This window comes from Gottfriedia sp. S16(2024), from assembly GCF_050473765.1.
Taxonomy (GTDB): domain Bacteria; phylum Bacillota; class Bacilli; order Bacillales; family Bacillaceae_G; genus Gottfriedia.
Genome location: NZ_JBFLUO010000001.1, coordinates 3,187,884 through 3,212,473, shown reverse-complemented (window position 1 = coordinate 3,212,473; position 24,590 = coordinate 3,187,884). Strand labels below are relative to the sequence as shown.

The window sequence follows — 24,590 nt, the reverse complement described above, 5'->3', positions numbered from 1 at the left end:
CCTACCTCCTTCTTATTTGATATTCTTATCATATACGAGTGTACAATAAAATGTCAAACTATTTTTAATAAATTAAATTATTTAACTTTATAAACAATTGCTTCATACGGTCTTAAGTTGCTATTCACACCTGTTAAACTTGAATCTTTATAATTACTTAAAAGTATACTTACTTCATCATAGTGCTCACTATGACTAAATTTTGATTCCTCATTTGTAAAGTTAGCTACAATTAATAATTTCTCATCATTATACTGTCTTATATAAGCAAATACTTTTTCATCCTTTTCAGCAAGCATTTCAAAAGAACCATAAACAATAGCAGGATTTTCTTTTCGCAATTGGATTAACTGGCGATAATGATGAAAAATTGAATCTGGATCGTTTATCGATTGTTCAACATTTATTTTAGTAAAATTTGGATTTACTGTTAACCAAGGGTTTCCTTTTGTAAAACCTCCATACTTTTCTGCATTCCATTGCATTGGAGTACGTGCATTGTCTCTACCTTTTGTATAAATCGACTCCATTATGTCTTCATGCTTATATCCTTTTGAAATACGGTCATTATACATATTTTTCGTTTCAATATCGTCATATTCATCAATGCTTTCAAATCGAATATTTGTCATCCCAATTTCTTCACCTTGATAAATATAAGGTGTACCTTGCATTAAATGAAGGATTGTAGCAAGCATTTTCGCACTTTCAATACGGTATTCCTGATCATTACCCCATCTAGAAACAATTCGTGGTAAATCATGATTGTTCCAGAACAAGCTATTCCAAGCCTTTCCATCGAGCTGAGTTTGCCACTTATTAAAAACTTCTTTTAGATCCAACAAATTTAATGGCTTTAAATCCCATTTTTCTTTACCTTCTTGTTGATCAAGACCGATATGCTCAAATTGAAAGATCATACTTAATTCATTTCGAGCAGGATCTGAATAAAGCTTTGCAATTTCTGGAGTTGCCCCCCAAGTTTCACCAACAGTTAGTACATCATGATTACCAAAAGTCATTTTATTCATCTCTTGTAAGTATTCATGTAGCTTTGGACCATTTGCTGTAATCTCTTGATCAGGAATCTTTCCAATTAAATCAATTACATCCATTCGGAACCCACCAATTCCTTTATCAAGCCAAAAGTTCATCATATTATATACTTCTTCGTGGACTTTTGGATTCTCCCAGTTTAAATCTGGCTGCCTTTTACTAAATAAATGCAAGAAGTATTGTCCAGTTTGTTTATCATATTCCCAAGCACTGCCACTGAATACAGAAGGAATGTCATTTGGTTCACTTCCATTTACAGGATTTCTCCAAACATAATAGTCTCTAAATGGGTTATCTTTGCTCTTTCGAGATTCTATAAACCACGGATGCTCATCAGATGTATGGTTCACAACTAAATCCATTACAATTTTAATCCCTCGATTATTCGCTTCAGAAATTAATTTATCCATATCATTCATCGTACCAAACTCTTCCATAATGTCACAATAATCACTAATATCGTAACCATTATCATCATTAGGAGATTTATATACAGGACTTAACCAAATAACATCTATTCCTAAAAGCTTTAAATAATCAAGCTTTTCGATTATGCCTTTTAAATCACCGATTCCATCAGCGTTACTATCCATAAAACTTCTAGGATATATTTGATAAACTACACTATTATGCCACCATTTTTTCTCCATTTGAATTGCCTCCTAGATTATGTATAAACCTTAAAAACTAAAAAATTTAATTGTGATTTCTTCTAAATAAAATAATATGGTATGTGAAATTTCAAACCATCCAAAGCCTTTTGTTAAAATCGTGCAATCGTGTGCATATTTTAGCAGTAAAAGTGTCCTTGTTTTTTCTTCACATACCCTGTTTAACCGCTTACATTTTCTATTTTAACAAGATTGTTCATTAATGCAAACATTTACATTTTTCTATATTAATAATGTTTAAAAGTTAATCTAGCTTTAATTCAATATCAGACTTTGACTTAATTAAAATAAAACTATTTTTTTCCTATTTTTATTAGATAGGACAAGCAATCTCTTCATAATATATAAGGCTATGTATTTTCTAAATTATGTAAGTGGTTTACAACTCCTAATTTCAAAAAATTAAAATTTATTAAAATATCACAATTCGTTCTAATTGAGAGTCACCCTTTGTGTTTAAATATGCATGAGGTGAGTAATATGAAATTAGATACGATAAATGGATATGCGAAAAAGATAGGAAGAACTGAGCAAACTCTTCTTACTATTAACAAAACAATTATACGTGGAAGGAGAGTCAGATTAAGGCCAACTAAAAAACAAGAAATACAATTATGGAAATCAGTTGGTACAGCTCGGTGGGCATATAATTGGGCATTGGCTAGACAGGAAGAAAATTATAAAACAGGTGGGAAATTTATTTCTGATGGCATGTTAAGAAAAGAATTAACTGTATTAAAACAAACTGATGAATTTTCTTGGTTGTATGAAGTTTCTAATAATATTACAAAACAAGCGATTAAAGATCTTTGTGAAGCGTATAGAAAGTTCTTTAAAGGGTTATCTGATAAGCCAAAATTCAAAATTAGAAGAAAATCAAAATCATCTTTTTATAACGATAATATGAAGTTGAAAGTAAAAGGAAAAAAATTATTGATTGAGAAGGTCGGTTGGGTTGTAGCCTCTGAATTTATACCAAATGAAAAATACTATAATCCTAGAATTAGTCATGACGGAAAATACTGGTATCTTTCTGTAGGAACTGAAGAATCAAAGTCAAAGGTTGAACTGACAGATATTTCACTTGGTATAGACGTAGGAATAAAAGAATTAGCTGTTTGTTCAGATGGCACTAAGAAGAAAAATATTAACAAAATCCAAACTGTTATGAGGACAGAGAAACGCCTACGTAGGTTGCAACGTCAAGTTTCTCGCAAATTTGAAATGAATAAGGAGGGAAACCGTTTCGTCAAAACAAGCAACATTATAAAAATCGATAAGAAGATACAACACCTCCATAGAAGGTTGACAAATATCAGACTTAATCATCTTCATCAATCTACTAGCGAGATTGTGAAAACCAATCCATATCGTATAGTAATGGAAATTCTAAATATTAAAGGCATGATGAAGAATAAACACCTGTCAAAAGCAATTGCAAAGCAGTGTCTATATAAATTCAAACGTCAAATTCAATATAAATCTGAAAAATATGGCATTGAATTTGTTGAAGCTGATAAATGGTACCCATCTTCTAAAACGTGTTCAAGTTGTGGAAAGTTGAAAAAAGATTTAAAACTATCAGACCGATTATACCAATGTGAATGCGGTCATGAAGTAGATCGAGATTTTAACGCAGCAATTAACTTGTCACGTTATAAATTAGTAATCTGACACCTAGAGGTCACTACTAATATGTAGGATTCGTTGTATCCGAATTTACGCCCTTGGAGTGTATATCAAACGAAAGTAGCCTAACTCGTAAAATCGGACACGTAGAACGGGGAAGAAAACAAAATCTATAAAAATAATTGATAATTATTGGTTTTTATAATTTTTGGCAACGGGCAAACTTTGTTAAAGCGCTGTTTTATTTTTTTCATAGTACTTCTATTATTTTTGAGCACTTCTTTTATTCAGTCTATCGCCGCAGAAACAAAACCTGTTTCACAATTTATCATTATTAATAAGTCGATTAATAGATTAGCTTTTTATGAGAATGGTAAATTGGTAAAAGTTTTTAAAGTTGCAACCGGTAAGAGCCAGGATTTAACTCCTGAAGGCAAGTTTAAAATCGTCGTTAAAATTGTTAATCGACCTTATTATAAAGAGAATATTCCTGGTGGTGATCCGAGGAATCCACTTGGTAATAGGTGGCTCGGTTTAAATGCTAGAGGGACATGGGGTACAACCTATGCAATCCACGGTAATAATAATCCAAGTTCTATTGGAACTTATGCTAGTCATGGTTGTGTACGAATGTATGATGAAGAAGTAGAATGGTTATTTGATCGTGTACAGAAAAATACGACTGTTTTAATCACTTCATCAAACATGTCATTTCAAGACATCGCAGTTTCAAATCATTTATTTGATGATGATTCAGGAACGGTTGTTGTAACAAAACCAACGGATATTCCTACTAGTTTACAACTTGGAAGTGTAGGATCAGAGGTTGAATGGCTGCAGGATACATTAACAAAATTAGGCTACTCTACAAATGGGGTCGATGGCTACTTTGCTGAAGGCACAGATCAGGCAGTAAGAGCATTTCAACAAGATAATGGATTAACTAGTGATGGAGTTGTTGGTGCTGGTACAAAAAAATTATTATTAGACAAACTCCAAGAAAATAAACGTGAGTCAGTCTCGGCTTATTTTTATACATTTACATTAAAGAAAAATGTAAAAACGAATGGTGAAGACCGATTTGATAGTCAATTAAATGGGGTTCAAAAATTAAATTATTAAACGATTAGAGGGTGTCCAGAAGTCTAACTTTTTAATGGAACCCTTGTTTTTTTATAATGGAAATATGATATGAAATAAATCTTAGCTACAAATAAGGAGTTCATTTATCCAAATAAGGATGAAATATCGCAAATAAATATAAAAATCACCTATACCAGTTAAGGTATTATGACCTAATACTTGTACAATAGCAGATCCTTTCTAATGGAAAACTAGCAAATATGCTCGCTCTTAGAATAAAAATTTACTATTTTTATATGATAAAGAGCCATTTTATCAACTTAAAAATAAAATCACCTTTGAAATACAACGTACAAAAAGGGGTGTCCCATGAGACAGCCCCTTTTACTTTTTACTTAGTTAAATATAAGTACAATAATTTCATCGTATTTTCCATTGCATTATAATGCGTTCTTTCCATACCATGAGATGCATGTACCCCTGGTCCAATTAGCGCTCCACGAATATCTTGTCCCCCGCGTAAAGCAGCAACTGTATCAGAACCGTACATCGGATAGATATCTACTGCATAGCTAAGCTCATTTTCTTTTGCTAAGTTGACTAAATCAGTTGTCATATTGTAATCATATGGTCCACCAGAGTCTTTTGCACATATTGAGACATCATATTCAGTACAGCTTAAATCATCTCCAATACAACCCATGTCTACTGAAATTAATTCAGTAATATCAGATGGGATATAAGAAGAGCCATGTCCAACTTCTTCATACGTTGAAATAAATAATTTTGTTGTATATGTAGGTACAATTTTTTCCCTTTTAAATAATTCAAGTAAACCAATTAAACATGCCACACTTGCTTTATCATCAATAAATCTTGATTTTATAAATCCGCTTTCAGTAATTGTCGTTTTCGGGTCGAAGAATATAAAGTCTCCTGGGCTAATTCCAAGATTTAATACATCTTCTTTTGACTTAACGCATTCATCAATTCGAACTTCCATGTTTTCTGGGTCGCGTTTTTTTGTTTTACTGTCTTCGAAAACATGAATTGATGGACTTGTAGATAAAAATGTTCCTGTATAAATTTTTCCTTCACGCGTTCTAATTTGGCAATATTCACTATCAAGTGTTGGTACGATTGGTCCACCAATAATTGTAAATTTTAAAGTACCTTTGCTAGTAATTGATCGGACCATTGCCCCTAATGTATCAACATGTGCTGATAATCCGATGACTTGCTCATTGCTTTTACCAGGAATTGTGATCACGCCACAACCTTTATTAGTTGTTTCAAATTCATACCCTAAACTATTTGTCCAAGACTGAATTAATTCCATAATTTCAAAGCAAAAACCACTTGGGCTATTAAACTCTAGTAATTGTTTAGCGGTTTGTAGCACATATTCTTTGTCAATTTTAATATTCATAGATTTTCCCCTTCAATTTTGAAATTTTCATGCAATTCTCAACGTATTTATCATACAGTTATTTGTGTTTGTTATCAATAATACATAATCCTGCTTTAACATGTTTGGCGTATTGCACTTTGATTATTCTCATATAGATGATGTATATCGTATTTTAAATGAGGTGAAAATGTGTATTTTTTCAAACCGATTACTGAAGAGGTCCGATTGTTTCAACTAAAATTCACTAAACAAAATAAAACCAAGAAATTTATATTAGCCTCTATTTTTGCTTGTATTGCTGCACTTTTTCAAGCTGCAGGTGGCCTATTACCAGGTATTGGATTATTTTTAAGTCCAATCGCCACTGCACCTATTCTATTATGTTCCATGTTTTCCATTACAGATGGAATTAAGACCTATTTTCTAACTATCATGTTGTTATTCATCTTACAGCCAACTGAACTTATTGTCTTTCCTTTTACAACAGGATTATTGGGATTTGGTATAGGCTTGGCTTTTCACTTTTTTAAAAAGAGATTATCAATCATTGCAACTGGAGCGACACTTTTAATGTTAGGTATTATGAGTCTATTATTTCTTTTCCACTTTCCGGTCTTAGGTCCGGGATTTTCTGATTCTTTTTCAATCTATACCGTTCTAATTATTTTTTTATTTTCATTTCTTTATTGCTGGTTATGGGTTGAAATTACTTTAATTATTTTTAAAAGATTGGCTCCGTTGAATTAACAACTATCTAATTAGACAAATTGGCAAGTTGTTAAACTAAACTGGCATTTGGTTCAAACTAATTACATAAGAAAACGTTAAAAATCCCTTCAGCTAAAATTGAAGGGATTCATTTTATTTTTGATTCGGCTTAAGCTGCTGCCTGTAGGTCAAACACCACAAATGGCTCTACACTTATTTTTTATCTTTCTAATCTATGTACTCGATATCATTATTTTGACACCATGCGATCGCTAAGTCTTTATAGCGTCTGTCACGATAGCTATACCAATCCATTTCAATATTAAATTCTATAACTGTATCTTTAAATTTTCTAAATGCGCCTTTACCTTCGATTGCTATAAGTAATATTTTTTGTACTTTCACATCTTTAACAGTTAAACAAAAGTCTTTAACCATTTTATATTCATCAATTTCATATTTTGAAGGCAATTCCTTATAGTCCTCATAATTTTCCACAATTTCATTTGCGATTTCTAAATTTTCTATCTGCCAATCTTGTAAATCATCCATAGTTTTTTCATCTTCGGCATCTATAAGATCGTCTTCAGAAACCGAAAAAACTTCACCTGTTCTTATCTTAACAAATGAACGATAACCTTCAAATTGCATTTCCATTTCTTCAATGATATCTTTTATCTTTACTTTATTTGTCATGTAGAATCCCCTCTCTATTTTAGATTAGACAAATTAGTTGTATTACCCAAATAATTATACTTGTTAGTTATATATATGAATGCCCTTTCCTTCTAAAAAACTCTCTAAAATAAAAAATTGGAGCTTTAAAAAGCTCCATTCAGATTATCATAGGTTGATCAGTTTATTCAATTGTACATATTTTAAATATGTTGTTATTTATATACTACATAAGTATTAGCTAATTTATCATGTAATGCTGTTTTCCTATTTGAAAAAGCAATCATTATATAGCCAATTAATAAAATGAAAGCGGATACAACTTGAGCTAACCAACGACTAATTGCATCAAATACGGATAACTTACTACCATCTTTATTGATTACTTTAATGCCAACTGTGACCTTTCCGATCGTACCTTGCAATTTTGTAGCTGGCAAAAGCATCAAGTAAATAATACCGATGAGATCAATGAGTAGGTTGTATGTAATATTTGTGTTAGTAAAGAAATTAAGAAGCAACGGACTTAAAATGAAACCTAATAAAATAATGATACAATAATCAATTATATATGCGCATAATCTAATCCAAAATCCTGCATATTTAAATTCCAACATTGACTCCCCCTAAAACGTAACAAGTTTACTATGAAATCTGTTTTTACTATTAAAATAATTATATCTGTCTATACATATTCTGTAACTTGGGGTAATTTGCCTTTTTTTCAATCAAATTTTAACATTACTATGCAACTTAACTGACTGTTTGTTGTAGTAAAAAAATGGAAACAGCACCTTTTAGTTAGGTAGTGCTGTTCCCATTTTTTTCTTTCATTTATAAATTAAGAGCAATGTTACGACAGTTCATAACTAAAAAACCTTTGAATATATTGTTGTTATGTCGTTTAAATTTATTTTGATTAGGAGTGATTAAGTAATTATGAAGCAAAATATGCGTGTCCTTATTTCGGGTGCAAGCATTGCAGGGCCAGCACTTGCTTACTGGCTTCATCGCTTTGGTTTCGAGGTGACTGTAGTCGAAAGAGCTCCAACGTTACGCAAAGGGGGATTTGCTGTCGATATCCGTGGCGCAGCAATTTCTGTTCTTGATCGAATGGGTATTCTTGATCAAGTTCGTGCACTAGATACTCATTTGACTGGAGTTTACTTCGTGAATGACAAAGGTAAAATTAAAGGTAAAATTAGTGAAGCAAGTATGGGTAATCAGCACGGGATGGATATCGAAATTATGCGTGAGAATCTTAGTAATATTTTGTTCGATCTGACCAAGGATAAAGTTACATATATTTGGGGCGATTCAATTTCATCTATTCATGAATCTATATCAGGGGTAGAAGTTCAATATACTTACGGGAAACCAGATACATTCGATCTAGTAATAGGGGCTGATGGTATCCATTCCAACGTGCGTACGTTAAAATTTGGTGACGAAGATCAATTTAAACGTACTCTCGGTTGTTATATCTCAATTTTTGAATTTGAGAATTATCTTAATCTCAACCACTCTCAAATTCTTTATACGGTTCCAGGGAAAACCGTTGGAATGTATAGCGCAAATGACAACAAGGAAGCAAAGGGCATGTTATTGTTCCAATCCGAGCCACTGAATTACGACCGTTACAATACGGAAGAACAAAAAAATCTAATTAAAAATGCTTTCGAGGAACTAGAGGGTTGGGAAACACCAAACTTGCTTCAAAAATTGATTACATCTACAGACTTTTATTTTGATGAAATTTGTCAGATTCACATGCCGACATGGTCAAATGGTCGGATTACTTTAGTAGGTGATGCTGCTTATTGTCCATCCCCTCTTTCAGGTCAAGGTACTAGCCTGGCTCTTGTCGGCGCATATGTACTTGCAGGAGAACTAAAAGCTAATAATGGTGATTACAAAAAAGCCTTCATTTCCTATGAAAAAGAGATGAGAAATTTTGTTGAAAAAAATCAAAAAATAGGGCTTTTATCTGCTGGAGGTATGATCGAAAAATCAAACTTCAAAATTTTATTACGCAATGCCATGTTACGTATTCCCATCTTAATGAATGGAATGTTTAAAATGATTACGAGAATGATTGCAAAAGCTGCCAACGAAATAGAACTGAAAGATTATTAAACTATTTTATTAATATAAATCATGAGTTAGTAAGTTCAATAAAATAACAACGCTCAGAGTATATTCTGAGCGTTGCTACGTTTAATTAATATCAAAACTGCCCTTATTTAATTAATTAAATTCTGCTTCTAATACATACTTTACTATTTCAGCTTGGAATTGAAATTCTTTTGATTCAACTAAAACAAGTTCAGTTCGTTTACTAATTTTTAATACGTTTGTTTAATCAAAAATATATTCTTCATTTTTCATTTTTAAAATCCATTTCCCATCAACACTAATATTTTTATAGTGCCTTGGAATTTTTTGTAAATCTGATGAATTTTTCGTGACAACTTCAATGTCATAATATCTTTTTCGAATTAGTGTAAAGTTCCCATTATCGGCATCGTTATATCTGCTAACCATCTTAACTTTTTTTACTTTTCCTTTAACACCTGTTTCTTTTTCAAATAATTCAATAGACTTTTTTGACAACTGACTTGTCGTTTCTTTTGTAAAGTAGCTTCGAGTTTCATATGATTTATATGTATTTTGAATGACTATAAACACTAAAATTAGTGCGATTATTGTTGTAATTAAGGCAGTTACTGATACTACATAATTCACTCTAAAATATTTCTGAAGCAAATAAAAATATCCATAATAAGGTAAAAATACAATTCCTATAGGTATTCCTACGTAGAAAATTGATAAAAATAAAGTTTGATAGAACAAATCAACAACCTTTAAAGGATCTGTAAGAAATATCAAGAGAACGCTTAATAAAAAAGGGATGCTATAAAGAACAAAAAACGATAATTTGGAATCGAAAATCTAGATGATATTTGCATTAATATTCCTCCGAAAAAACATATGTAATCTAAAAAAACTGCTTAATTTTAATATAAAGAAATATCCTCCTTTATTTTAAATTTAAGTATTCCCTCTTCATCAACAGATTTTATAGTAATTAAAAGATCACCTGAATAGCCACCTTCAAAATACCCAATAACTGATTTTGTATGTAATTTACCTTTATTGTCTTTATAATGAAGATTCATTGAGCTCTCTCCAACATTCTTAGATGGATTTACGTTTAGTTTATAGTCCTTATTTGAAGCAATTTTAGGTATCTTTATATCAGATTTTAGATTATTATAGGTCAAATATATTCCTGTTATATTTCTATTTGTTTGATTTTTTATTTTAATATCAAATCCACTATGAAAAAGAAAATAACCTTTTATCCCTACAATCCCAGTTATTAAAATCGCTATTACAATTAAGATTTTTTTCATGTTTCCCCCTAATGATTAAAATTAGAAATTTTCGCCATTTCTATTTCATTAAATTATAACATTCTTTATTCAACTCTCCTGTCTTTTATTGCATAAAAAGAACCCTTTAATCATGTTTCGATTAACCGGAAGCAAGCTTTCTTTCAATCTGGTGAACCTTTAAAAATCTATGACTATATTAATTCTTTTTCAATAAATCATAGAATAAATAATATTAAAGTTCTAAAAATAATTTTACAAAAGATTAATTAGATGAGGGTGGAAATTTTGAAAATAGTAAAAAGAACAACTTTAATAGTAGTTTGCATTTTAGGATCCATTATTTTACTTTTTGCCTCTTCTTTTGCATTTTTAAATCTTGTTAAAATCAACGTTAATAAACCGACTTCACCGCTGTCAGCTGGAATAAGGGGTGTGAATTGGGCGGATGAGCGCGACAATTTTGTTGATGGAGTCATTTATGTAAGTGGACTGACCAAAAATGATTCATACGATTCTGCCAAAGTAGTAGGCCGGCAAATTATTGGGCAGATGTTCGATAAAACTGGTGCTAACACAGTCAGACTTCCTATTAATGAAGCTACTGTCGCAAATTATTGGGGTACTTATACCGGGGCCATTGATGCGGCGTTAGAGAGAGGTAAAGTGATTTTTTGCTATTGGCCACCGAAAAATGGAAAACCTGAAGATCTCAAAAAATTTTATAGCATGTGGAGTACTGTTATCAAAAAATACGGAAATAACCCAAACATTTATTTTGAACCGATTAATGAGCCCTACGGCTATAATACTAAAGATTTACGTAATCTCTATAATGATTGGCTAACAAGTTTCAATGTTCCGAAGAAGAATGTAATTCTTGATGGAATTGGTTTGGCCGCACTTTATATTAATCCATTAGGAGATGATAAACGACTTGACGGTACAATGCTTGCCGTACACTGCTATGCGTTTTATGCGGGATATGTACATATTAATTCCCTCACAGAAACTGGATGGTCCAATATTTTAACAATCGAAATTGGAAAATACTCCGATCGTGCCATCATTACCGAATGGGGAGCACCAATGAAAAGCGGCTTGGATTATTCGCTAAAAAAGAGCAAGAATGAAATTAACTACGTACGTGCAATGAGCAAAAAAATTAATACGATTGGAACAGGAAGTGTTTATTGGCCAGGTTTGCGGGACGGAGATTTTTATAGTTTGATGGAGAAAAAAGTCACCAACAAGCAAATCACTCTAAAGGTAACAAATCCATCCGGCCTTAAAAAATTGCAAGAATCTTGGGGTATGCCTGATAACTAATTTGAAGAAGACCTCTCATCGCTTGTTGAGAGGTCATTTTCAGTTGATCTCATTTTCAATTAAAATTTCTTTTAATGAAGATATATTATAATCGTCTGCTTAAATAATATAAAAATTCTTTGTAGTTTCTCATAGATGAAATTGATACCAGAAACATATTCAAAAGACTTCTATTTTTCGCTTTTCTAAAAACAAGAAAAAAATTTTTTAAGACAATTCCTACTTGAAAACCTTGCTATTTCAACGTTTTTTCAACTGGGACACTTCACGTCCACAGGGTAGGTAAAGTCCCTGGTGAAATGATGGAACGAACGTAGTATAGTGGGTTTAGGAGGTGTTTCTAATGCAAATTTTAATCTGTAAAGAATGCGAAGAAACTATTGAGTACGCGGAGTATAAAAAAGTTGTGAAAATCTATTCAACTTGCGAAAACTGCAAAAACGAAGCAGCAACTTCAACTGCAAAATAACATATAGCAAATACAACACGCCAATTTCATTATCAAGACCATACCTAAAAAATACTTAATTTTTAAAGGTTTAACAAAATATCAGTTAATATAAAATGATAAAAGGATCTTACAAGAAGATCCTTTTTTATCTTTATTCGGTCAAACTTTCACATACTATATTCTGATGGTCAATAGTTAGAATTCTTAAATGCATTTAAAATAGGAAGTTCGGGTGGACTAATTTCTGATGGAAGGTCATCAAAACTAAAAAAGCATAGCTCTAGAACTTCGCTTTCTTCTTTCTCTAATTGACCTGTATATTCAGTACATATATAAGTCGTAATTACATTATATACCTCATCTCCATGAGGATATTTATAATAAAATTCTTTTCCAGAAAAAATGTTAAAAAACTCAAGGTTTAATGCTGTTAAACCAGTTTCTTCTTTCAATTCTCTTTTAGCCACTTCTTCTAGGTTCTCTCCCAACTCTAATGCTCCACCAGGTAATCCCCAGGTCTTATTATCTTTTCTTAATTGTAATAATACCCTCTTTTGTGAATCTAGTAGGATAACATTTGCGCCAGCCATTAAAATAGGTCGGCTTCCTACAATTTTTCTTAAGTCCATAATATAGCCCATTGATTTTCTCCCCAATATACGATGATTATGTTTAATTCAACTGTATCAAACAATTCTATTTTATTCCACTTATCTGACAATTACTTAAAAGAAATAGCTGTATGCTAAGAATACTAACTTTGGCAAACAATCTTTTTTGTTTAAGCAAGGACTTTATTCCTTTGAAATAAAACAATAATTATCACCTAAAAAAAAACCACTGGAGTGTCTTTCCTCCGTGGTTGTTAATAAACTCATAAAAGCAAACCGATTAAACGTCACGGTACAATTTCAAAAATCGTTCCCATGTTTAAATCAGTCACTTTCATAGATCCATAAACTCCTAAATACATTTTTGTTTGATTTAAATTCGTACCCAAACCTACATAATAGGCAGGTTGAGATCCAAAGTCATATTCTGTTTGAATCTCACCGAAATCACTTTGTTTACCATCCGGTCTTACTTTCGTATAACCTAAAACTCCTTTAGGCTGTCCTTGTGATCCCTTTCTTAGCATATCTGTGAACAAAACGCTCCCAGTTAAACTAGGTATATCATTCCCCAAATATGCCTGGACACCTGTAAGTGCAGTCCCTGAAAATTTATCGGGTCTTGGATCTTTATGAAAATAGCTAGTTAAAGGTTGTAAACGGCTCGCTGAAAGTGTTACTGATTCATTGTAATAAGCTATTGTTTTCTCTTCTAAGTCGGAATTTTCAGTGCAGGGTCTTATTGTCGAAGTAGGAAATGCACCTTCCCAACCTCGCCAGCCGAAGTTAATAAATCCTTCCATGTCAAGTTCAGAATTATTGATCGAACTTTGGACTAACTGGGAAACTGGTAATGGTTTATAATAACCAAATGCAAAAAGCGATTCGACCAAGTCTTGCCCGACATTTCCAATATATTTAATATATTGACTATAAAATCTTTGATATGAAATACCCGCAATATTGCGAACCCCTTTAGCCATTACCGTGAGCGTTTCCTGAATCGATGTTGGAAGTTCATTAAAACGTGTGACAATAGGGGAATCGTTGATGAATGTATCTTTTCCTACATCAATTTCAATTATTTTACCCGCGATTTCCAAATTGTCTTGGCTTAAGTTAAATGGATCATAGCCTGATCCACCATCTCCAGTAGTTAAAATAAGTTTTCCTGTTTCAGGTGAAAAGTTTAAAGTATTAAGACCATTATGATTCATGAATGGTCTTTTAATATTAAGTAAAGTCCGTCGTTTTTGAGGCTGACCATTTGATTGGAGAACCCATTCTTCAACTGTATTAATATGTTCGTATTGAGTTTCCCTATTAATCCATTTTAAGTTTAATGTTTTTGGATCACACGGGTTTGGATTAAATGGTTTAGAAAGCGCACCTGGACCCCCGGAACCAGCAACTGAATAATAAAGATAAAACAATCCATTATGATAAAAATTAGGATGAAATGCTAGCCCAAGCAATCCGCGTTCATCATAGCCACCAGACTCACCTAATTTTAATACTCGAGGGCGTATATCTAAAAATGTTCTGACCTCTCCATTTCCTATGTAAAAGATCTCTCCTACTTGTGTTGCAATAAATAGTCTTTCAACTGAATCACCGGGAAGAATAGTTGTTTTCATAACAGTTGGTAAATTAATCTTACTAACAACGGGACGTAAATTGACTTTTAACAACGATCAATACACCTCCTTCATATTATTTTCTTCTATAAAATTATGATGGGAATAGCTCTATTAGTACCGAAATTCTTTTCTAATAGTACGTTGAAAGACTTTTAATGATTCAAATAGAATGATAGTTTCTTTTAGTCTTTATTGTTAAAATAAAGGGCATATACCTGTACATATTTCTTACCAATATGTCTTTTTAATAGAAAGGAAGAAGTTACTTGATCACTGCAATATTTATTTTTTTATTAGCCGGTTTAGCTGAAATTGGAGGAGGATACCTTATTTGGTTATGGCTAAGAGAAGGACACTCTGCGTATTTAGGATTAATCGGGGGCATTATTTTGGCAATTTATGGTGTCATTGCAACGTTCCAAATTTTCCCATCATTTGGTAGAGTTTATGCTGCCTATGGAGGTGTATTTATCGTTCTTTCAATTTTATGGGGCTGGGGTGTTGATAAAAAATCACCTGATTTATATGATTGGATTGGTGCAGCAATCTGTTTAATTGGTGTGTCAGTTATTTTATGGGCGCCTCGTAATTAATACCCTTTCGTAATGATATGAAACAGCAAATCGGCTATTTAGCCGATTTTTTATTTAACATTTTGAAGGATAGTACTATAAGGAATTGAACTCTTTAACTAGGAGAATTAATGCTTATTTTATTAAGGAGGGAAAAATTAGTTGTTACAAATGGGCGATATTATTACATTTGAACGAACTTTTACGGTAGAAGACGTTGAATTGTTTACGAAGGTTTCTGGTGATGCAAAGCGCACACCATATCACGCCTGATGAACAAGGAAGACTAGTCATTCAGGGATTATTGACTGCAACTTTACCTACTAAAATAGGTGGAGATCACAACGTACTAGCACGAACAGTAAATTTCCAATTTTTAAGACCAGTTTACTCAGGAAATACAATAACCTGTGAAGTTACTATCGAGAAATATGAAAAAAAAGAGAATAGAATATCAATCATGTCTTCCTTTATATGTACAAATCAGAATAAAAAACAAGTATTAAGTGGGAGCTTCACAGGAGTAATATTATAACCTTCCTAAATTAAGAAAATGAATTCGGAAATCAGCATTCTTCTCTCCAAGCAACTAATTCGTTAAATAATTAATTGGAATGAAGGATACCCGGCTCCTATTGGAGATACATAAGACTTAGACCCCATGTCTCTTTAACTAACTCCACAAGGGCCAAAGTCTGCGATTCCGAACATCCTACAGTTGACACGTTTGGCATAAATCAATATCACTCTATTAATTATGATATAAGGACTGTAATGCCAAATGTTCTAAATCTTTTTTTACATATATATCATATTGAGTATTCTCATTAAATCTCCTACCACTAAAATTCATCGGTACTTTCGTCTTATACTCAATTCCATTCTTCTTCAATTTACCAATAATCATAAAATAGTTTTGATAGCCATGCGTAGTATAGATTAACTTCCACTTTCGATTTAAATATAATTGAATGAAACTATACAGTATGATCAGGATAATGACATAGATTACTAGATATAACATATTTAGTCCCTCCAATTTATACTTTTTTATTAAACATATTAAATTCCTACTAGTTTTTATGTATGGATTTAAGAAAATTATTATTTTAATGTATTCTTTCTTTGAAAATCAAAACACTCCAGTAAATCAATACTGGAGTGTAAAAGTTTTAAAAGAATCCTAGTTTGCTCGGAGAATAACTAACTAGCAGATTCTTTGTATTTTGATAGTGGTCCAACATCATTTTATGTGTTTCACGACCTACTCCTGAATTTTTATACCCACCAAAAGCTGCATGTGCAGGATATGCGTGATAGCAGTTTACCCAAACTCGACCTGCTTCGATGTTGCGTCCGAATCGATAAGCAGTATCCATATCACGAGTCCAAACACCCGCTCCTAATCCATATAATGTATCATTAGCGATTTCCAATGCCTCTTCTTTTGTTTTAAATGTAGTAACCGAAACAACAGGACCAAAAATTTCTTCCTGGAATACTCTCATTTTATTGTTCCCTTTGAAAATTGTAGGATTTACATAAAAACCATCTTTCAATTCTCCATCAAGAACATTACGACTACCACCAACTAAAACTTCGGCACCTTCATTCTTTCCAATTTCAAAATAAGATAAAATCTTATTCAATTGCTCGTGCGAAGCTTGAGAACCGATCATTGTTTGAGGATCCAATGGGTTTCCTTGTTTAATCGCTTTAACACGTTTTACCGCTCGATCCATAAATTCCTCATAGATTGATTCATGAATAAGTGCTCTTGAAGGACATGTACAAACTTCTCCCTGATTTAAAGCAAACATCGTAAAGCCTTCAAGTGCTTTATCGAAAAACTCTTCATTGTCTACTACATCTTCAAAGAATATATTAGGAGATTTACCACCTAATTCTAATGTAACAGGAATTAAATTCTTTGAAGCATATTCCATAATTAGTCGCCCAGTTGAAGTTTCACCAGTAAATGCAATTTTCGCAATTCGATCACTTGAAGCTAATGGTTTACCTGCTTCAAGTCCAAATCCGTTTACAACGTTAACAACCCCAGGTGGCAATAAATCTTGAATTAGTTCCATTAAAACTAATACAGAAGTTGGCGTTTGCTCAGCCGGTTTTAGAACAACACAATTCCCTGCAGCAAGGGCTGGAGCAAGCTTCCAAACAGCCATTAATATTGGGAAGTTCCATGGAATAATTTGTCCGACAACCCCTAATGGCTCTTTATAATGATAGGCAACTGTATCACCATCAAGTTCACCGAGTGATCCTTCTTGCGATCTGATACAGCCGGCAAAATAACGGAAATGGTCAATAGCTAAAGGAATATCTGCAGCTAAAGTTTCACGTACAGGTTTACCATTCTCCCAAGTTTCAGCGACAGCGAGATATTCTTTATTTGCTTCCATACGATCAGCAATCTTATGTAAAATATTTGCCCTCTCAGTTACTGACATTCTTCCCCATTTACCTTTTGCACCGTGTGCTGCATCAAGTGCTTTTTCGATGTCTTCTGAAGTCGATCTTGCCACCTCACAAAAGACTTGTCCAGTTACTGGCGATACATTTCCAAAATACTGTTCCCTTACTGGTCTTACCCATTCGCCACCAATAAAATTGTCATAACGATTTTTAAACGTAATTAATGAACCAGATTTTCCAGGTGTTGCAAATACCATAATGATTCCCCCTTAATAGCTTGTCTCTTTATAAACCTATGAAAGCGCGTTAATAACTATGACAAATAATAGATATTTTGTTTAATAGAAATTTTTTGATTCAAAACTCATTATTAGGTAGAATGATAGAAGTGAAAAAAATCTGTTAGAAAATGAGGGGTAACTGTGCGTAAAAAATTCGTAGATATTTTATATCTCCTTGTTGGTTCAGCTATATTTGCAGTCGGTGTTAACTTCTTTGCAATACCGAATAAATTAGCTGAGGGTGGCTTTACCGGCATTACGATGATTACTTATTATCTATTTAACTGGTCACCTGATGTCGTATATTTTGTTTTAAATGCTTCCTTGTTAATAATTGGATATAAATATTTAAAGAAACAACTAATAATATATACAGTTATTTCCATTGTAGCCATTTCTTTTTTCTTACGTATGACAGACGGTTATGGCGTACCAACAAGCGAAACTTTACTAGGTACTATTTTTGCTGGTGTTTTAATCGGACTAGGGTTAGGAATTGTCTTTCGTGCGGGTGGTACAACAGGCGGTTCCACGGTTCTAGCTCAAATGGTTCATCAATCCTTCGGGTGGAGTATTAGTAAATCTTTACTATTATTTGATCTAATTGTTGTTTTAGGTGGTTATTTTGTAATCGGCTTTGAGAAAACATTATATACTGTAATTTCTATTTATATCGGTATTAAAGTTTTGGATTTTATTATGGAAGGATTAAATCCTAAAAAAGCGATTACGATTATTTCCGATCAGGCGAATGAAATTGCACAAATCGTATCAAATGAAATGAATCGAGGAGTAACGATTTATCCTGCAAAAGGCCACTTCTCTGGCCTACGAAAAGAGTCCTTATACATTATTCTTAATAATAAAGAACTATTTGAACTTAAAAAAATAATTCACACAATTGATCCAAAAGCATTCGTCGTTATACATGATGTAAATGATGTACTAAAAGCAGGGTAAATAGTTTAGTACAACTCGGATCTATAATAAAAAACAAATCACCATAAGTAATCCAACTTAAGTGATTTGTTTTTTATTTTTAAGCGCTCAGCCTTTCTTTTCCCTTCTCTCAGTCAATAACCTTTCATTTATTCCATCAAGTTCTTTTTGTAGCTTGACGATTTTTGAAATTTGAGCTTTCTTTTCTTCATCCGTATCTTTTTCCTCTGCATTCATTGCAGCTATTTCTAGTTGTAATTTAATTCGTTCATTTAATAAAGTTTGCTGATCGTTTGAGATGTTCTGTCTTCCGTTCCATTCTGCAAAAGATCCTTTGAATTCATAAAGATTTCCATTTTCAATATGAATTACGCGATTTGAGACCTTTTTTAGTAAATAAGGATCATGTGACACTACAACGACTGCTCCAGGATATGCAGCTAATGCTTCCTCAATTCTTTCTCGCGTGTGAATATCTAAATAGTTTGTTGGCTCATCAAGCACTAGTAGGTTTGAATCAGAAAAGTATAATTTTACGAAAGCGACTCTACATTTCTCTCCCATGCTTAGTTGGGCAATATTTTTGTAAACATCCTCTCTTCTAAAAAGGAAACATGCTAAAATTGTTCTTGCTTCAGTTTCAGTCATATTTGGAAGTGATAAAATTTCATTTAAAATTGTTGAATCCTCATTTAACGCTTCAAGCTCTTGCATAAAATACCCTATTTTTAATTGAGGATTCTGTTTTACAGATCCACTATTAGGAATCATTAATCCTGTTAATAATTTTAAAAATGTTGATTTTCCAGATCCATTTTTTCCAATTACAGCTAATCGATCTTCTCGATTTAAACTAAAATCAACTTGATTAAATAACGCTTTTTCATCATATGAAAAATCAACTTTTTCAAATGTAATCATTTGTTTTGCTGAAAATGAATCATTTTCAAAGCTGGCTGAAATTGTTTTAACTTCTTTTGGTTTATCTACTTTTCTTTTCTCTAATCGTTCTAAATCCTTTTCTTTTGATTTAAATCTTAATGCGTTTTTAGCCGCTTTTTTCTTTGCAAAAGGATCACGTTCACTAGCTGCATTATGCGAGCTTGTAAACCATTGTTTATATTGATTAATTGTTTCAATGAGCTTTTTCTTTTCCGCTTCTTGTTTATTATATTGTGCTTGCTGCGTTTTTTGCTCATGTTCTTTTTGTATTTTATATGTTGAATAACCACCATTATACTTAAAAGTACCATTTTCCGTTAATTCAACAGTAACTGTCGCAACATCATCAATGAATTGTCGTTCATGAGAAATAAAAAGTACACTACCTTTAAAATTTTGTAACCATTCCGTTAACCATTGGATTGACTCAGTGTCTAAATGATTTGTTGGTTCATCTAAAATTAATAGCTTTGGTTGCTTCATCATTATCTTGGCTAATTTAACTTTTGTTTTTTGTCCACCACTTAAATGACTGAATGGGATATTCCATAACTCTTGTGGTAATTGAAATTTCTTCAAAACTTGATCTATTTTCGTTTCCCAATCATAACCATCTAATTCTAAATATTTACTTAAACTCTCGTTATATTTAGCTAGATTCTGTTCATTAGACAGATCAAGCATATACTTTTCTAAATTCTTTTTGATGAAATATCGCTCTTGATCAAATGACTCGATCACTTCCCTTGCTGAAAAGTTTTCTAGATTCTCTTCATCGGTTAAAAGCCATCCAATTTCATCTTTTGAATAGTGAATTTGTAGCATTCCTTTTTTCAATGGAATATTACCTAAAATGGCATTAATAAATGTGGATTTTCCAACTCCATTTTCACCAATTAATGCTACCCTTTCACCATCTTTTATGTCTAAGTTTCCATTTTTAAAAATTGTTTTTCCATTTAACTCTATTTCTATATTCGATGTTTTTATAATAAACATATACTTCACTCCATCCGATTTTAAAATATCACTCTGCGCAAAAATACAATCTTTAACGAGAGAAAATAAAAAACACACAAGCAGTATCTGCCTGTGTGTAAATTGGATGTGATTTAATAAGCCGTGTATATATATAAATATATACGTTAGATGATATTTCAAATGAAATATAATAATAAATAAACCATGTATTAAAAACAATGGATTAATTTAATATTAGTATAGGCTCATAAATAGACATAGTTATCCAATTTCTCTGATTTCAGGCAGAGTACTTTTTTGCTATAAAATTCGTTAGCTTAAAAAGTTATCGGATATTGTACATAGTGTCTAAATTTGATGCCTCCTTAAAAATATTAATTTAATCTTAGCTTACTTTTAGTATGTTTTCAATGCTTTCTTTTTATTCTTTCCAAATTAATGCCAATTCCTTACTTAATTTTTTTCTTAATTGGCGACTTTCTAAACGTTTAAATGCTAATTGCTGTAATTTAATTTCTTCATCAGTTTCTGGTATTGCCTCTACTACTTTATGTGGTTTACCATCTTTAAGTGCAACAAATGTAACAAAACATGTTGCAGCAACTCTTTTTTCACCTGAAAGTAGATCTTCGGCAGTAGCTCGAACAAATACTTCCATTGAGCTTGAGCCTGTTAAGATCACGAACGATTCATAATATATGCAGTCACTTTCTCGAACTGGACATAGGAACTCTACTGAATCCATCGATGCGGTTACACATTCCATTCTCGAATGCTTTGTAGCTGAAATGGAGGCAATTAAGTCCATTGCGGCAAGCATTTTTCCTCCGAATAATGTACCATGGTTATTTAAGTCAGATGGAAATATTCTACTACTATCAAATACTCTAGATTCTTTTACGTATCTACCACTCATCGATTTCACCCTATCATTAAATAATTGAATAATATTTTTCTCGAACTTTTTTTGCAGATTTTACCATATTTGATAAGGCATCTATTACCTCAGATTCATTTCGTGTCTTTAAACCACAGTCTGGATTAACCCAAAATCTATTTGCATCACACACTTTTAAAGAACTTAAAATATTCTCTTCCATTTCCTCAACCGATGGTACCCTTGGACTATGAATATCATACACGCCTAAACCAATTCCAAATGGATAAGGAGACTCAGATAAATAAGTAGAAAATTCTTGATGACTTCTTGCATGTTCAATTGAAATAACATCTGCATCTAATTCAATAATTGTGTTCATAATATCGCTAAAATTGCTATAACACATATGTGTATGTATTTGCGTTTCATTTCGGACGCTTGAAGTAGCTAAACGAAATGCTCTCGTTACCCAATTTAAATATTGATTCCAATCTTTTTGCTTCAAAGGTAAACCTTCTCGAATTGCAGGTTCATCAACTTGAATAATTGAAATACCAGCAGCTTCTAGTGCTTTTACTTCTTTACGTAAAGCTAACGCAATTTCATTTGCTATTTCCTCTCTTGTACGATCCTCACGAACAAACGACCAATTTAATATTGTAACAGGACCTGTTAACATCCCTTTGACTGGTTTAGTTGTTATACTTTGTGCATACTCAGTTTCATTTACAGTAATTGGCTTTGTAAATTCGACTTTACTAAAAATAATTGGCGGTTTTACACAGCGCGATCCATAAGATTGAACCCATGCTTTTTTCGTGAAGGCAAATCCCTCTAGTTTCTCACCAAAATATTCAACCATATCCGTACGCTCATACTCGCCATGTACTAATACATCCATATCAATATTTTCTTGAATTTCAATCCACTCATTAATTTTCAATTTAATTTGATTCATATATTCCGATTCATCGATATTTCCTTTTCGCCATTGCTGTCTTACTTGTTTAATTTCCTTCGTTTGAGGAAAACTTCCAATAGTAGTCGTTGGTAAAATCGGTAAATTCATTACTTTATTTTGTAAAGGATATCTTAAATGAAATGGTACTGGTCTTCTAAAATCTTCTTCATTAATGGATTCTAATTCATTACGAGTTGATTGATTTTTTTCACTAAGTTGTTTTAAATTTTCTAAACAATTACTTGCATATTTAACTTCATTATCAAACATGCTCGCTTTGTTAATTAATAAACTTTTTAATATAACTAACTCTTCCAATTTTTCATCGGCAAACGCTAATGCATCAAATAATGTTTCATTTAATAAATTCTCTTCAGTTTTTGTAACTGGTACGTGAAGCAAACTACAAGATGGTTGAATCCACCAATCTTTGGGACTTATTTCTTCTTTGAGAGAATTCAAAAACTTAATGCAATCATTTAAATCATTTCTCCAAATATTACGCCCATTAACTATTCCTACACCTAGTACTTTGTCATTTGGAAATCCGTGCTCGAGTATTGACTGTAAATTTCCATCTTTACCGTGTACAAAATCAAGTCCAATGCCATCTACAGGGAATGAAATTAGTTCTTCATATTGTTCAACTGCTTCAAAGTAAGTTTGTAGCATTATTGATAATGAAGGGACAGCTTTTGCGATTTGAGCATAAACTTCTTTCATAAACCGAATATCTTCGCTTGATTCTTCTAACACAAAACATGGTTCATCAATTTGTACCCACTCAACACCTTCATTCTCAAGCTCTTTAAGCATTTGAATATATAGGCTTACTAGATTATTAATTATGTTTCGTTTTTCTTCTTCTTGGTAACCTTTTGCTAACTGTACAAATGTATAGATTCCTAGAATGACAGGTTTCGTTTTTATACCAAGCTCAAGTAATGCCTCTTTGTATGCTTCTAACGGCTTATTGTATAGTAATCTAGATTGCTTGTCCTTTTGATATTCAGGTACGATATAGTGATAATTTGTATTAAACCACTTCGTCATTTCACAAGCTACAATGTTTTTACTACCCCTTGCTAATGCAAAATATGTCTCTAGACTAGGTTTTTCATTTATTTCACCAAATCGACTAGGAATCCAACCAAACATAGTAGCAATATCTAACACATGATCATAAAACGTAAAATCATTTACAGGGACTAGCTCCACACCTAAATCGTGCTGTTTCTTTATTGAGCTTATTCTCAATGATTTCATTTCTTTTTCAAATTCTTCTTCATTAATTTTCTTTTGCCAAAAGCTCTCTAACGTTTTTTTCCATTCACGATTTTCACCAATTCTCGGATATCCTAAATTACTTATTTTTACCATTTTTTCCCTCTCCTTTTATCTAAAATAAAAAAGCATTTTTATCTCATAAGAGACAAAAATGCCTTTAAGTTGGAAAACATAAATAATTAGAATACGTTAACTTAAGCTTTCTTTCCATAAGGCACCTCCCTATCTCTCGTAGGTCAAACAGCGTCGTTAGAATAGGCAGGTCTCCTGACTTAAGAATCTTTGTAAATAAAAGCCTTCCCTAAATTAATAAGTGGCATCTTCTTATTTACTCCTCTATTACAGTGGCGGGACCGTGTTGGAATTAAACCAAACTTCCCTTTTAAGTAAATGATTTCAAACTATGATCTTCATTTACACCTATTCCCTACTATTTAGTTTTCATCATTTTGTCATAAAATGCAAAAATAGTCAAAATATTTATTTTTTATTTTCCGTATAAATTTTAAAAAAATTTTTATTTTAGGTTAAATAGATACTGCTGATTCATTATACAGACAATAAAAAAATGCACTCGCATGATAATCTCATCCATCTTAATTACTGGTTGATTTTATAATACGAACGCATTGATTGTTAAAAAAATTTATTTTTT

Annotated in this window: 21 protein-coding genes, 1 pseudogene and 1 riboswitch; of the genes and pseudogenes, 9 read left to right on the top strand and 13 right to left on the bottom strand. The window is 32.2% G+C overall.

Translation table 11 applies throughout. The features are described from left to right. Positions 1-77: 77 nt before the first annotated feature. Complete coding sequence (locus tag AB1282_RS15030) at positions 78-1,706, bottom strand: glycoside hydrolase family 13 protein (RefSeq protein WP_429899417.1); 1,629 nt, start codon at positions 1,704-1,706, stop codon at positions 78-80. Between the two features lie 579 nt (positions 1,707-2,285). Between AB1282_RS15030 and AB1282_RS15025 the strand changes: the two genes are divergently transcribed. Further along, positions 2,286-3,401, top strand: a complete 1,116-nt coding sequence (locus AB1282_RS15025; protein ID WP_429901152.1) for an RNA-guided endonuclease InsQ/TnpB family protein — start codon at positions 2,286-2,288, stop codon at positions 3,399-3,401. A 147-nt stretch (positions 3,402-3,548) separates the two neighbouring features. Continuing rightward, positions 3,549-4,478, top strand: coding sequence for a L,D-transpeptidase family protein (locus AB1282_RS15020; protein WP_429899416.1), 930 nt, complete (start codon positions 3,549-3,551; stop codon positions 4,476-4,478). A gap of 352 nt (positions 4,479-4,830) precedes the next feature. Here the strand turns inward: AB1282_RS15020 and AB1282_RS15015 are convergent, their stop codons facing one another. Further along, positions 4,831-5,868, bottom strand: coding sequence for a M42 family metallopeptidase (locus tag AB1282_RS15015; protein ID WP_056470485.1), 1,038 nt, complete (start codon positions 5,866-5,868; stop codon positions 4,831-4,833). 207 nt (positions 5,869-6,075) lie between these two features. On the opposite strand from AB1282_RS15015, the gene AB1282_RS15010 reads away from it, so the two are divergent. Further along, positions 6,076-6,597, top strand: coding sequence for a hypothetical protein (locus tag AB1282_RS15010; RefSeq protein ID WP_429899415.1), 522 nt, complete (start codon positions 6,076-6,078; stop codon positions 6,595-6,597). A 189-nt stretch (positions 6,598-6,786) separates the two neighbouring features. Here the strand turns inward: AB1282_RS15010 and AB1282_RS15005 are convergent, their stop codons facing one another. Together AB1282_RS15005 and AB1282_RS15000 are read right to left on the bottom strand one after the other, a co-directional pair. Beyond that, on the bottom strand, positions 6,787-7,254 hold the full coding sequence (locus AB1282_RS15005; RefSeq protein ID WP_429899414.1) for a UPF0158 family protein: 468 nt from the start codon (positions 7,252-7,254) through the stop codon (positions 6,787-6,789). A 194-nt stretch (positions 7,255-7,448) separates the two neighbouring features. Next, a complete protein-coding gene (locus tag AB1282_RS15000) occupies positions 7,449-7,850 on the bottom strand; it encodes an RDD family protein (protein ID WP_056470493.1) in 402 nt (133 codons plus the stop codon). Between the two features lie 322 nt (positions 7,851-8,172). On the opposite strand from AB1282_RS15000, the gene AB1282_RS14995 reads away from it, so the two are divergent. Then, positions 8,173-9,369 (top strand): FAD-dependent monooxygenase, encoded by a 1,197-nt coding sequence (locus AB1282_RS14995; protein ID WP_429899413.1) that lies wholly within the window; start codon positions 8,173-8,175, stop codon positions 9,367-9,369. Between the two features lie 222 nt (positions 9,370-9,591). Here the strand turns inward: AB1282_RS14995 and AB1282_RS14990 are convergent, their stop codons facing one another. Both AB1282_RS14990 and AB1282_RS14985 read right to left on the bottom strand, forming a co-directional pair. Then, a complete protein-coding gene (locus tag AB1282_RS14990) occupies positions 9,592-10,086 on the bottom strand; it encodes a hypothetical protein (protein WP_429899412.1) in 495 nt (164 codons plus the stop codon). Between the two features lie 164 nt (positions 10,087-10,250). Further along, the gene (locus AB1282_RS14985) at positions 10,251-10,649 is read right to left on the bottom strand and encodes a hypothetical protein (protein ID WP_429899411.1); all 399 of its coding nucleotides are present in this window, start codon (positions 10,647-10,649) and stop codon (positions 10,251-10,253) included. Positions 10,650-10,916: 267 nt separating this feature from the next. Here AB1282_RS14985 and AB1282_RS14980 point away from each other — a divergent pair, with 267 nt between their 5' ends. Both AB1282_RS14980 and AB1282_RS14975 read left to right on the top strand, forming a co-directional pair. After that, a complete protein-coding gene (locus tag AB1282_RS14980) occupies positions 10,917-11,957 on the top strand; it encodes a glycoside hydrolase family 5 protein (RefSeq protein ID WP_429899410.1) in 1,041 nt (346 codons plus the stop codon). Positions 11,958-12,300: 343 nt separating this feature from the next. After that, positions 12,301-12,426 carry a GapA-binding peptide SR1P gene (locus tag AB1282_RS14975; protein WP_098428711.1) on the top strand — a complete coding sequence of 42 codons (126 nt, stop codon included), beginning with the start codon at positions 12,301-12,303 and terminating at the stop codon, positions 12,424-12,426. 170 nt (positions 12,427-12,596) lie between these two features. Here AB1282_RS14975 and AB1282_RS14970 read toward each other — a convergent pair whose 3' ends face one another. Both AB1282_RS14970 and AB1282_RS14965 read right to left on the bottom strand, forming a co-directional pair. Further along, positions 12,597-13,049: an NUDIX hydrolase gene (locus AB1282_RS14970; RefSeq protein ID WP_429899409.1), complete on the bottom strand. Its 453-nt coding sequence runs from the start codon at positions 13,047-13,049 to the stop codon at positions 12,597-12,599. A gap of 257 nt (positions 13,050-13,306) precedes the next feature. Next, positions 13,307-14,656 (bottom strand): PQQ-dependent sugar dehydrogenase, encoded by a 1,350-nt coding sequence (locus AB1282_RS14965; RefSeq protein ID WP_429901150.1) that lies wholly within the window; start codon positions 14,654-14,656, stop codon positions 13,307-13,309. Positions 14,657-14,925: 269 nt separating this feature from the next. Between AB1282_RS14965 and AB1282_RS14960 the strand changes: the two genes are divergently transcribed. Beyond that, entirely contained in the window at positions 14,926-15,252 is a 327-nt protein-coding gene (locus AB1282_RS14960) for a YnfA family protein (protein ID WP_056470509.1), read from the top strand. A gap of 150 nt (positions 15,253-15,402) precedes the next feature. After that, positions 15,403-15,766 (top strand): annotated as a pseudogene (locus tag AB1282_RS14955) (enoyl-CoA hydratase). A 216-nt stretch (positions 15,767-15,982) separates the two neighbouring features. Here AB1282_RS14955 and AB1282_RS14950 read toward each other — a convergent pair. Together AB1282_RS14950 and exaC are read right to left on the bottom strand one after the other, a co-directional pair. Beyond that, positions 15,983-16,255, bottom strand: a complete 273-nt coding sequence (locus AB1282_RS14950) for a hypothetical protein (protein ID WP_390310437.1) — start codon at positions 16,253-16,255, stop codon at positions 15,983-15,985. A 148-nt stretch (positions 16,256-16,403) separates the two neighbouring features. After that, the gene (gene exaC, locus AB1282_RS14945) at positions 16,404-17,921 is read right to left on the bottom strand and encodes an acetaldehyde dehydrogenase ExaC (RefSeq protein ID WP_056470514.1); all 1,518 of its coding nucleotides are present in this window, start codon (positions 17,919-17,921) and stop codon (positions 16,404-16,406) included. Between the two features lie 165 nt (positions 17,922-18,086). Between exaC and AB1282_RS14940 the strand changes: the two genes are divergently transcribed. After that, entirely contained in the window at positions 18,087-18,905 is an 819-nt protein-coding gene (locus tag AB1282_RS14940) for a YitT family protein (RefSeq protein ID WP_429899408.1), read from the top strand. Positions 18,906-18,992: 87 nt separating this feature from the next. On the opposite strand, the gene abc-f is transcribed toward AB1282_RS14940, so the two are convergent. The 3 genes from abc-f to metE all read right to left on the bottom strand — a co-directional run bounded on the left by abc-f (position 18,993) and on the right by metE (position 24,028). Beyond that, a complete protein-coding gene (gene abc-f / locus AB1282_RS14935; protein WP_429899407.1) occupies positions 18,993-20,825 on the bottom strand; it encodes a ribosomal protection-like ABC-F family protein in 1,833 nt (610 codons plus the stop codon). 403 nt (positions 20,826-21,228) lie between these two features. Continuing rightward, entirely contained in the window at positions 21,229-21,723 is a 495-nt protein-coding gene (locus AB1282_RS14930) for an acyl-CoA thioesterase (protein WP_429899406.1), read from the bottom strand. 16 nt (positions 21,724-21,739) lie between these two features. After that, positions 21,740-24,028: a 5-methyltetrahydropteroyltriglutamate--homocysteine S-methyltransferase gene (gene metE / locus AB1282_RS14925; protein ID WP_429899405.1), complete on the bottom strand. Its 2,289-nt coding sequence runs from the start codon at positions 24,026-24,028 to the stop codon at positions 21,740-21,742. Between the two features lie 147 nt (positions 24,029-24,175). Beyond that, a riboswitch (cobalamin riboswitch) is annotated at positions 24,176-24,374 on the bottom strand. Positions 24,375-24,590 lie beyond the last annotated feature (216 nt).

What these genes read in the sequence shown, in the direction of transcription:
- AB1282_RS15030 (WP_429899417.1), bottom strand. Translation starts at nt 1,706, where the DNA reads ATGGAGAAAAAATGGTGGCATAATAGTGTAGTTTATCAAATATATCCT.
- AB1282_RS15015 (WP_056470485.1), bottom strand. Translation starts at nt 5,868, where the DNA reads ATGAATATTAAAATTGACAAAGAATATGTGCTACAAACCGCTAAACAA.
- AB1282_RS15005 (WP_429899414.1), bottom strand. Translation starts at nt 7,254, where the DNA reads ATGACAAATAAAGTAAAGATAAAAGATATCATTGAAGAAATGGAAATG.
- AB1282_RS15000 (WP_056470493.1), bottom strand. Translation starts at nt 7,850, where the DNA reads ATGTTGGAATTTAAATATGCAGGATTTTGGATTAGATTATGCGCATAT.
- AB1282_RS14995 (WP_429899413.1), top strand. Translation starts at nt 8,173, where the DNA reads ATGAAGCAAAATATGCGTGTCCTTATTTCGGGTGCAAGCATTGCAGGG.
- AB1282_RS14985 (WP_429899411.1), bottom strand. Translation starts at nt 10,649, where the DNA reads ATGAAAAAAATCTTAATTGTAATAGCGATTTTAATAACTGGGATTGTA.
- AB1282_RS14975 (WP_098428711.1), top strand. Translation starts at nt 12,301, where the DNA reads ATGCAAATTTTAATCTGTAAAGAATGCGAAGAAACTATTGAGTACGCG.
- AB1282_RS14970 (WP_429899409.1), bottom strand. Translation starts at nt 13,049, where the DNA reads ATGGGCTATATTATGGACTTAAGAAAAATTGTAGGAAGCCGACCTATT.
- AB1282_RS14965 (WP_429901150.1), bottom strand. Translation starts at nt 14,656, where the DNA reads ATGAAAACAACTATTCTTCCCGGTGATTCAGTTGAAAGACTATTTATT.
- AB1282_RS14950 (WP_390310437.1), bottom strand. Translation starts at nt 16,255, where the DNA reads ATGTTATATCTAGTAATCTATGTCATTATCCTGATCATACTGTATAGT.
- exaC (WP_056470514.1), bottom strand. Translation starts at nt 17,921, where the DNA reads ATGGTATTTGCAACACCTGGAAAATCTGGTTCATTAATTACGTTTAAA.
- abc-f (WP_429899407.1), bottom strand. Translation starts at nt 20,825, where the DNA reads ATGTTTATTATAAAAACATCGAATATAGAAATAGAGTTAAATGGAAAA.
- AB1282_RS14930 (WP_429899406.1), bottom strand. Translation starts at nt 21,723, where the DNA reads ATGAGTGGTAGATACGTAAAAGAATCTAGAGTATTTGATAGTAGTAGA.
- metE (WP_429899405.1), bottom strand. Translation starts at nt 24,028, where the DNA reads ATGGTAAAAATAAGTAATTTAGGATATCCGAGAATTGGTGAAAATCGT.